Source organism: Methanobrevibacter sp. (assembly GCF_045577275.1).
Classification (GTDB): Archaea; Methanobacteriota; Methanobacteria; order Methanobacteriales; family Methanobacteriaceae; genus Methanobrevibacter.
In genome coordinates, this window is the sequence record NZ_JAZNIB010000018.1 from 1 (window position 1) to 8,349 (window position 8,349).

At 33.0% G+C, this 8,349-nt stretch carries 10 protein-coding genes; 5 read left to right on the forward strand and 5 right to left on the reverse strand.

Annotated features, from left to right (window positions below; all coding sequences use genetic code 11):
• The 4 genes from ACKI67_RS00695 to hisB all read left to right on the forward strand — a co-directional run.
• On the forward strand, positions 1-738 hold a 738-nt coding region (locus tag ACKI67_RS00695), incomplete at its 5' end, for a polysaccharide biosynthesis C-terminal domain-containing protein (protein ID WP_407461462.1).
• Positions 739-1,079: 341 nt separating this feature from the next.
• Entirely contained in the window at positions 1,080-1,772 is a 693-nt protein-coding gene (locus ACKI67_RS00700; protein WP_407461463.1) for a TOBE domain-containing protein, read from the forward strand.
• Positions 1,773-1,872: 100 nt separating this feature from the next.
• Positions 1,873-2,079 carry a 4Fe-4S binding protein gene (locus ACKI67_RS00705; protein ID WP_407461464.1) on the forward strand — a complete coding sequence of 69 codons (207 nt, stop codon included), beginning with the start codon at positions 1,873-1,875 and terminating at the stop codon, positions 2,077-2,079.
• Between the two features lie 77 nt (positions 2,080-2,156).
• Complete coding sequence (hisB, locus tag ACKI67_RS00710; RefSeq protein ID WP_407461465.1) at positions 2,157-2,735, forward strand: imidazoleglycerol-phosphate dehydratase HisB; 579 nt, start codon at positions 2,157-2,159, stop codon at positions 2,733-2,735.
• 124 nt (positions 2,736-2,859) lie between these two features.
• Here hisB and ACKI67_RS00715 read toward each other — a convergent pair whose 3' ends face one another.
• The 3 genes from ACKI67_RS00715 to ACKI67_RS00725 form a co-directional block, all read right to left on the reverse strand.
• On the reverse strand, positions 2,860-3,360 hold the full coding sequence (locus ACKI67_RS00715) for a hypothetical protein (protein WP_407461466.1): 501 nt from the start codon (positions 3,358-3,360) through the stop codon (positions 2,860-2,862).
• Positions 3,361-3,555: 195 nt separating this feature from the next.
• On the reverse strand, positions 3,556-4,386 hold the full coding sequence (locus ACKI67_RS00720) for a F420-dependent methylenetetrahydromethanopterin dehydrogenase (protein ID WP_407461467.1): 831 nt from the start codon (positions 4,384-4,386) through the stop codon (positions 3,556-3,558).
• Positions 4,387-4,621: 235 nt separating this feature from the next.
• Positions 4,622-5,263, reverse strand: coding sequence for a YczE/YyaS/YitT family protein (locus ACKI67_RS00725; protein WP_407461468.1), 642 nt, complete (start codon positions 5,261-5,263; stop codon positions 4,622-4,624).
• 198 nt (positions 5,264-5,461) lie between these two features.
• On the opposite strand from ACKI67_RS00725, the gene ACKI67_RS00730 reads away from it, so the two are divergent.
• Entirely contained in the window at positions 5,462-5,776 is a 315-nt protein-coding gene (locus ACKI67_RS00730) for a TIGR04076 family protein (protein ID WP_407461469.1), read from the forward strand.
• A gap of 59 nt (positions 5,777-5,835) precedes the next feature.
• Here ACKI67_RS00730 and ACKI67_RS00735 read toward each other — a convergent pair whose 3' ends face one another.
• Both ACKI67_RS00735 and ACKI67_RS00740 read right to left on the reverse strand, forming a co-directional pair.
• On the reverse strand, positions 5,836-6,957 hold the full coding sequence (locus tag ACKI67_RS00735; protein ID WP_407461470.1) for a hypothetical protein: 1,122 nt from the start codon (positions 6,955-6,957) through the stop codon (positions 5,836-5,838).
• On the reverse strand, positions 6,947-8,086 hold the full coding sequence (locus tag ACKI67_RS00740) for an oligosaccharide repeat unit polymerase family protein (RefSeq protein WP_407461471.1): 1,140 nt from the start codon (positions 8,084-8,086) through the stop codon (positions 6,947-6,949). The genes ACKI67_RS00735 and ACKI67_RS00740 overlap by 11 nt, the downstream gene beginning before the upstream one ends.
• Between the last annotated feature and the right edge of the window lie 263 nt (positions 8,087-8,349).

The following is an 8,349-nucleotide window of genomic DNA, read 5'->3' on the forward strand; positions in this document are numbered from 1 at the left end:
CTTCCTTTGATTGTATCAAGTTCCCTTGCTACAACAATTCTTCCTGCAGCATCTGAAGCATTTGCCTTAAAGGATCAGGCATTGCTTGAAAAATATGTAAATGCATCCTATAAGTATGGAATGTTCTTTGTTATTCCAATGTGTGTAGGAATAGCCATATTCGCTAAAGAGATTATGGGCCTTGTATACTTTACCAATTCTGCATACATGAATGGTGCAATGTCCCTTGCAATACTTGTTATCGGTATGACATTCTACTCAATATATACAATTTCCGGAAGTATCGTTCAAGGTATCGGTAACCCAAGAATACCAATGTATCTTTTGATATTCGGATGTATAATAACATTTGGCCTTGGTTTGTATCTTATTCCGAATTACGGTATTGAAGGTGGTGCATTGGCAACTACAATAGCTTCATTCGTAATGATGATACCAATGTTCCTATTGCAGTTCAGACTGACCAAAACCCATGCCCCATATGTGTTTTTAGCTAAGGTTACAATAGCTTCAATTATCATGGCATTGCCTGTGCTTGTACTTCCAAGCAATAGCTATGGACTCATAGCAGGTTTGATCATCTGTCCAATAATCTATATGATTGCAATCGTGGCATTAAGAACATTATCACATGAGGATGTGGCAGGATTCAGAAAATTCGCCAGAAAGTTAGGTCCTTTAAAAGATAAGGCAAACAAGTTCCTTGACTTCTTGGATAAATACAGTTCTGAAGATTAAACTTTAGAACATTTTTTACTCTTTTTAATTTACTCTTTTTAATTTAAATCTCAGAAATATTATTCAATGATTAAATTTTCTTTTTATTCATATCGACATATTTTTAAGTGCATTTTTAAATGACATATCGATTACTTAAAAAGTTCATAACGATAGAAAAATGATTTTAAATAGTTTTTTTAGCCCTATCTCTAATTTAATTCATTTAAGAAGATAGAATATTAAAAATAATCAACGAAAGGCAAATAAAAAATTATAACTATTAAAAAGAATATACAATATATCAGTATAAGGTGATTTTGAACAATGATAAGTTGTTAAGGAAAAAAGGGACGATTCAAATGACTGAAGTAAAAGCTGGTGTAGAATATAAAATTAATGTAGATGGAAACTCTTTTCTATTGGATCAAAAGAAGTACAATCTATTGACATACATCAATGAAATGGAATCTATTACAGAAGCAGCTAAACTTTGTAAAATTTCCTATAGAACTGCTTTAAATTATATTGATAAAATCGAATCTACATTGGATATAGCTATTGTAAATACCAAAAAAGGAGGAAGCGGTGGCGGAGGTAGTACCACCCTAACCGAAGAGGGATTGCAGATCTTAAAGGAATGCAAAAAGATCAATGCAATCATGGAGCTCCATAGAGAAACCAATGAAATCGAAGCGGAAGTTCTTGAAATCGATAAGGAAAAGGGAGTCATGAAAATTCAAATGAATAAACTGACCATAACCATTCCTTTGAAAAAAGAATATGACGTTGGAGATAAGATATTGGCATTGATAAGCTATGACAACATTTTCATAATGTTGGAACCTCAAGCTTCAAGCATCAGAAACATCTTTAAGGGAGTAGTTACCGAAATGAGACTTAAGGATGAAATGGTTCGTGTAAAAATCAATGTGGATGAGGTTGAAATCTACTCAGACATTACATTGTCTGCTGGAAAAGACCTTGATTTAAGCTTAGGAAAAGAGGTTTTCATTGGTTTTAAAGCATTGTCAATAGCTACTTTAAAATTATAAATCATGAAAATAACTTAAATTAATGTATTTTGTAAATAATTTTATATATAAAAATAAATTAACTAATAAATAGGATTATTATAAAATTATTCAATAGGTGATGCAAATTTTAAAAATTATAGTTGATGAGGACAAATGTATTGCATGTGGTAACTGTAAGGAAATTTGTCCAAAAGGTGGGTATATTTGGACAATTGGAGAGGTTGCTAGTGTATCAAATCTAGATTATTGCCATGTCTGTACACTATGTGCAATGAAATGTGGTCCAGATGCAATTAAAATAGAGAGAAATGCACCTGATGAATGAATAATTAATCGTTGCTTTAATTAAATTATAGTTTAAAATTTTGCTGAAAATGGTTACAATTTTAAGTGAGTGATTCGATGACAAGAATAGCTAAGGCTTCAAGAAAAACATCTGAAACAGATATCGAAATAGAATTGAATATTGATGGAACTGGAAAATATGAAATTGACACCGGAGTCAACTTCTTCAATCATATGTTAGAGTCCTTTTCCAGACACAGTTTCATTGATTTGAAAATCAAGGCAATCGGTGATATTGAAATAGACGATCACCACACTGTAGAGGATGTAGGCATATTGTTAGGTGAAGTTTTCGCTGAAGCGATTGGCGACAAGAAAGGAATCAGAAGAATGGGTCATGCAATTGTCCCTATGGATGACTCAGTTGCAACTGTTGCCATAGACATAAGCGGAAGAAGCTACTGCAATATGAAACTTGATTTCAAATGCGATAAGATTGGAGATTTAAGCAGTGATGTCGTTGTTCACTTCTTTGAATCATTTGCATCCAGTGCAAAGATAAATGTATATGGAACCTGTGAAGGAGCAAATGACCACCACAAATGCGAAGCAGTCTTCAAGGCATTTGCAAAATCAATGTATGATGCATGCAAGATTGAGCATGATGAAATATTAAGCACAAAAGGTGTTTTATAACTTTTAAAGTTTTAAAACATTATTTTTCTCTTTTTCTCTTTTTCTCTTTTTTTCTTATTTAATACTAATTTTTCAAAACTTTTTTTATGACTACTTTTTAATAATTAGAATTTAACATAGCAGACTATAACTTATCCAAACACATTCCATCCACTACCTTTATTACTCCACCGCATTTTGGACATGCATTTTTAGATAGGATATGCTTAGGTATCTCACTATTGCAGTTAGGACATGAATATCTTTTGGAACTATGGAAGTTTCGAGACAGGTCAACTCTAAATCCATCATCCTCCAAGTCTGATTGCCTAATGTATGGCTTAAGATATTTATTGGAAATCCTGTTTTCATCTGCCAACTTTTCAATAAGACCAATAGCTTCCTCTTCAGTAAATGGTTTTTTAATTAATGAAATGACATAGATCTTTATTTTCCTATCACAGTTTACGCAATATGTCTCTACAATGTCTCCTGAAATTGGAGAATCCTTATCCAAATCCATTGCAGTTCTAAGTAAAATGTATTCCTCAATCTCTTCATTCTCATTTAGGAAGAAAAACAATGGGCCTTGATCTTTCCATTTGAAACCGCAGTCTTCACATTCAAAATAATCTATAGATGCCATAGAATCACCAATGATTGTTTGTATTTTAACGAATCATATCTTATGATAAAAAGTGCTAAAAATGAGTTAAATAAAAAATAGAAAAAAAGTAAATTTTGTTTTTGATTTGAGATTTGATTTATTGATTTGATTTGAATTTGTTTTAAAAAAGAAAAAAGAAAATAAGTAGCTAAAAGCTACTTAAATCCAATACACTTATTCTGGTTTGCTGATTAAATCGAGTTTGCAACCAACGTTTCCTTCTTTCATGTGAGGAGTTCTTAATACAGTGTCGTTGGATTTTTCAATTTCTCTTGCTTCACCTGCTAAAGCAGCAGCGCATGCAGCCATTTCGTGAGCAGCAGCTACTAAAGGAATGAAGTTTTCGTAACCTTTGGTCATGAAACAACCTTTCATGTCTAAACCTGCTACAGCGCCAGCCATTTCGTATGCAGCGATAGCTTTTGCTTTTGCGTATGGGTTTTGGAATTTTGCTGCTTCTACAGCTTTTTCAGCAGTAATAATGAGTTTAGGCAATTCTACTTCGTTACCTGCTGCAACAGCTTCGATTACACCGTCAATGGTTTTTTGTACTAATCTTAAAGCACCGGTTTCAGCTAATACCTTAATGATGTCAGCGTTGAAAATAGCCATTTCAGTTGGGTCTAACCATTCTCTTTTTGCACCGATCATTGGGTCTGCCATAACAATAATGTAACCTAAACCTTGTTCATCCATTTCATCTTTCTTACCTTTACCAGGAGCGTCACCAATGATAATAGCAGGTTTATCTATTTCAGATAATAATTCTCTTGCTCTAGCTGGACCAGGTGCTGCTGGGTTTGGGCTAATGAAAATACAGAAATCTGGGTCGAATTGTTCAAACTTAGGTACAACGTCTTCGACTTGTTCAGGGTTCATTTTTGCTCCAGATCCAAAGACTCTTACGTCGATGTTTGGTCTGTCTGCTCTTTCGTCTAATAATAAATCTAATATTGGTGAAGTACCAATATTACCACTTCTTAATATAGCAATTTTAACTACCATAATATCACAATTATATTTATAGTATTTTCTTTTTATAAAGTTAATGTAAAAAAACAAATAAAAAACTTTATATATTAGAAAAAAATTTTTGTAAATCTATAAAAAAATAAATGAAAAATAAAGGTCAAATTACGATTATTTTAAAGAACAAATACAGTTAAGAAGTTTTATGAAATTCATAAATTTAAGAAAAAAATTAATAACTTTAAAATGAAAAATTGAAGGAAACAAACTATTATCTTTCCAAATAATCATCAATTTTTTCACCGAATAGCTTAACGTAAAATTGAATCATGAATCCAACTGAAATAGCAGCAAATATGGTTCCTTCACGAACTCCCTCAAGATGGCCCAGTAATGTTAATGCCAAAATAACTCCAATAGCTACAATTGTAATGTCAAAAAATGGCTTCACCTTACCGAAGTCTGTATGCAGAACTTCTGCAATAGCCACTACAGCACCGTCTCCAGGAAGCATTGTGATGTCTGATTTTACTTCAATCATAAGGCCGAATGCCATTACAAGACAACCTAATATAATCAGGATCCATTGACTAAGATAATTAGTTGGATGAATGAAGTCAATAAGCAAAAGATTAAAATCTATCATGTATCCGAATAGTACACAAACCAACATTTGAGCCAATTGAGATAATGTGATTTTCCTGAGGAGAACCATTTGGAATACAACAAGCAAAGCATTGAAGACTATGGTGAATTCTCCTACAGTCCATGGAAAGGCTAGGCATAAAACAGCTGGAATGCATGAAATAGGTGGAGTGCCTAATGTGGACTTAAGTGATAACGCAATCCCTAAGGACATTATGCTAACACCAAGAATGAGCAAAACATATCTGACAATCAATTTCCTATCCATTTCAAAACCTTTCCTATAATCTTAAAAAATTAGTTAGTTTAATATAATTGGATTTTGATATTTAAAATTTTTTGATAAGGAAATTAAGTTCATGAAAAAAATTTAAAATTAAATTGTGAAAAAAAGTTTGATGCTAAAATTTAAAATATAAATGATAAGAGAAAGAAAATATTAAAAAAAGATACTTAGGTGAATCAAATGAAAAAAGTTAAGATTACTGTCATGAGAAAAGTCCGACATGATGACTTGATTGAAAAGTACGAAAATCCATTGGAACATGAATGTGATGTGGAATGTGGAGATGTCTTCATTGCAAATGGATGGGAAAAACCTGAAGATTTCTGTGACAGCGCATGGGAAAGTCTTTCTCCATTTGTATTGGCATTGGCAAATGGTGCAGAGGACTTTTATGATGGATGGATGAAGAATAAAAAATCAGCCATGATTTCATGCAATGATGGATTCCGTCCAGTAAGCTTTTATCTTGAAACAATGGAAGAGGATGCAGACTAATTGAGCTAGATAAAAATGCATATTTTTTATCATCCATAAAAAAGAAAAAAGAAAAATGATTATCTGTATACCTTACGACTATCCCAAATTTTCTTGGTAGATTTGAATCCGCTTCTACTCAAGTCTTTGGCATCGAATTCATTGATTAACTCCACCACTTTTTCTATTGCCACTTCACTATTTTTTACAAGATCTGACTCTTTTTGTTCTGGTAGATTTTCAAATGCCTGTGGAATTTCTTCTATTTTTACAATTGGAATGTTTAATGATTTAGCCAAATCAACACTGCCATGGGTCTTATGGAATCCTTCTATCTTCAATGATGGAATATTAAATACTCCTGCCTCTATTGTCATGCCCATACCTGCAGCATAGATGAGATGGGAAGCTGCATTCATGAAGCTTAAAAGGTCTACATATTGGGGCAAAACCTTAATGTTTGGTGATAGGACCAAATCCTGAACCATGTTTCTGTCGAATCTGTAAGGTGCAATCAAGGCCTTTAGGTTAAGCTCCTCTATGGCTCTTATCATAGGTTCAATATCCTCATCCTTAAGGTCCCCTCCAAGGACAACAAGAACGTATTCCTTCATTCCATATTCTCCGTAGATTTCATCCTTATCTATCAGATTGTCACCTTTGATATGATTGTCAACATACTTTGCCATAGGATATCCTTCAATGTTGACTACATTGTTCAAGCCATAATTTTTCTCAAGATACTCCTTATACTCTTCAGATGGAACTGTTACAAGGTTTGCTTGGGAAATGGATTCTATAGGATTGTAGATATCCTGTTCTATATGGAGAACCGGAATCCTCAACATGTTTGCTGCAAGTATTGCCTTTCTTACATCTCCGGCATTTCCTGCAGTAATGAGTAGATCGATGCCCTTTCCCTTAAGCGCATTTAAAGACTTGAGGATATCTTTTGAAATGAGATATGCCAATTTACCCTTGGAATTTTTCTTGCCTCTCCTACCTTCTCCAATAGAATATACACTATCACAGTAAGGTTCAAGAAATGCCTTGGAAGATTCTCCATGATAAAGGCCTATTATCTTATTGATCTTAAAGTTCAATTTGGAGTCCTTTTCATACTCCATCAACTTTTCAATGATTGGAATGATTGTTTTTGATGGAGTGATTTCTCCAGCAATAGCTATGTTTTTAGATTCCATCTTCAACACCCCTCAATCCATGTATGATGATGAAAATTCCCATCAAATAGAACAGCCAAACCACCACATCAGTTGGGCCTGTTTCTATCCATATTATTGTTTGTGCAAGAAGTATTCCGTAAAATGCCGTAAATATGCTCTTCTTATGACTTTGCATATAATGTAAAGTCTTCAATATAAGTCCTAAGAAAATCATCTGGACTATCATTCCAACTATTCCAAAGTCAAGCAATGCAGGACCGAAAATGGTTGAAGTGATGGAATGATTTCTGCCGATAGTTGCTATGCCCACCAATACCCTTGGATCTGTATGTGTGAAGAATCCTGTAAGTGTGCTGTAGAACAGATTTCCCATTGTGGCAAATTGATTTGCTATTGCCTGAGACAGGATGTTCAATGTAAATGCAGCCCTATAGGATACAAGCTCTATCGGATTCAATGACCAATGTTGCCAGCTGATTGCTTGAACTGCAATGAATCCTACAACCAAAAGCATAAGGGCAATGGCTATGATTGCAAAAATTATGTACTTCAAGTCAACATCTCTTGTATAATACAAAGTTATGAGTGCAGATAGCATGATTGCAATAGGTGTTGTTCTGTAGCCAGTTAGAGCAAACAGCAATAAACCTAAAATCAACAGCACATAATGAGAATTTCTATTGTATTTGGCAAGCAAAATGTTGATTGACGGCAGGAATATTATGTAGGATATAAGCCAAATCTTTGTTGCAGCCTTGGCCTTCAATGTTGCTGAGAAAAGAGGAATTCCTCCAAGCAATGCTATGTTTATGATTTGAAGGATTATTCCCACAGAAACAATTCCAACTAAAATAAGTTCATTTTTAGAATAGCTTTCAAATAAGCTTAATTTCTGAGGATTTTTCAAACTTGAATCTGCTTTGGAAAGATTGAATCTATTTTCCAATAGATATTTGCTAAGGCAGATGCCTGCAATGAAAAACAAAAGTCCAATTCCAATATAAAGATACAAGTCAATATTTGGAGATGGCAATTTTCCATAGAAATACCACATAGGCATGGCAATAATCAAGAATAGAATCACCATGAAAACCAGAATCAGTGGATGAAAAAGATCAAAATTTTTATTTTCCAAATTAAAATTCATAAAAATCCCCATAGTAAGTTTTTTAGGATATAATTAGAGTTTGTAAAAACTATATAATATTTTTATCTAAATGGATTTGAATCTGGTTTTTATAGAGTTTTGATAGAATCAGGCAAATGAAAAAATAAAAAAATGAAATTATTTTGAAAATTTTCCAAATTTCATGAAAAAAGTATACTTGAACAAAAAATTCATAGCTGAAAAATATACATGAGAAAAAAATTGGACATTAAAAAATTTTAAAAAAAATAAAAATTTTGAAA

Bases quoted from the DNA above. Each gene is read 5' to 3' on its own strand.
- ACKI67_RS00725 (WP_407461468.1), bottom strand. From the start codon at position 5,263: ATGGATAGGAAATTGATTGTCAGATATGTTTTGCTCATTCTTGGTGTT.
- ACKI67_RS00735 (WP_407461470.1), bottom strand. From the start codon at position 6,957: ATGGAATCTAAAAACATAGCTATTGCTGGAGAAATCACTCCATCAAAA.
- ACKI67_RS00740 (WP_407461471.1), bottom strand. From the start codon at position 8,086: ATGAATTTTAATTTGGAAAATAAAAATTTTGATCTTTTTCATCCACTG.
- ACKI67_RS00730 (WP_407461469.1), top strand. From the start codon at position 5,462: ATGAAAAAAGTTAAGATTACTGTCATGAGAAAAGTCCGACATGATGAC.
- ACKI67_RS00715 (WP_407461466.1), bottom strand. From the start codon at position 3,360: ATGGCATCTATAGATTATTTTGAATGTGAAGACTGCGGTTTCAAATGG.
- ACKI67_RS00705 (WP_407461464.1), top strand. From the start codon at position 1,873: ATGCAAATTTTAAAAATTATAGTTGATGAGGACAAATGTATTGCATGT.
- hisB (WP_407461465.1), top strand. From the start codon at position 2,157: ATGACAAGAATAGCTAAGGCTTCAAGAAAAACATCTGAAACAGATATC.
- ACKI67_RS00700 (WP_407461463.1), top strand. From the start codon at position 1,080: ATGACTGAAGTAAAAGCTGGTGTAGAATATAAAATTAATGTAGATGGA.
- ACKI67_RS00720 (WP_407461467.1), bottom strand. From the start codon at position 4,386: ATGGTAGTTAAAATTGCTATATTAAGAAGTGGTAATATTGGTACTTCA.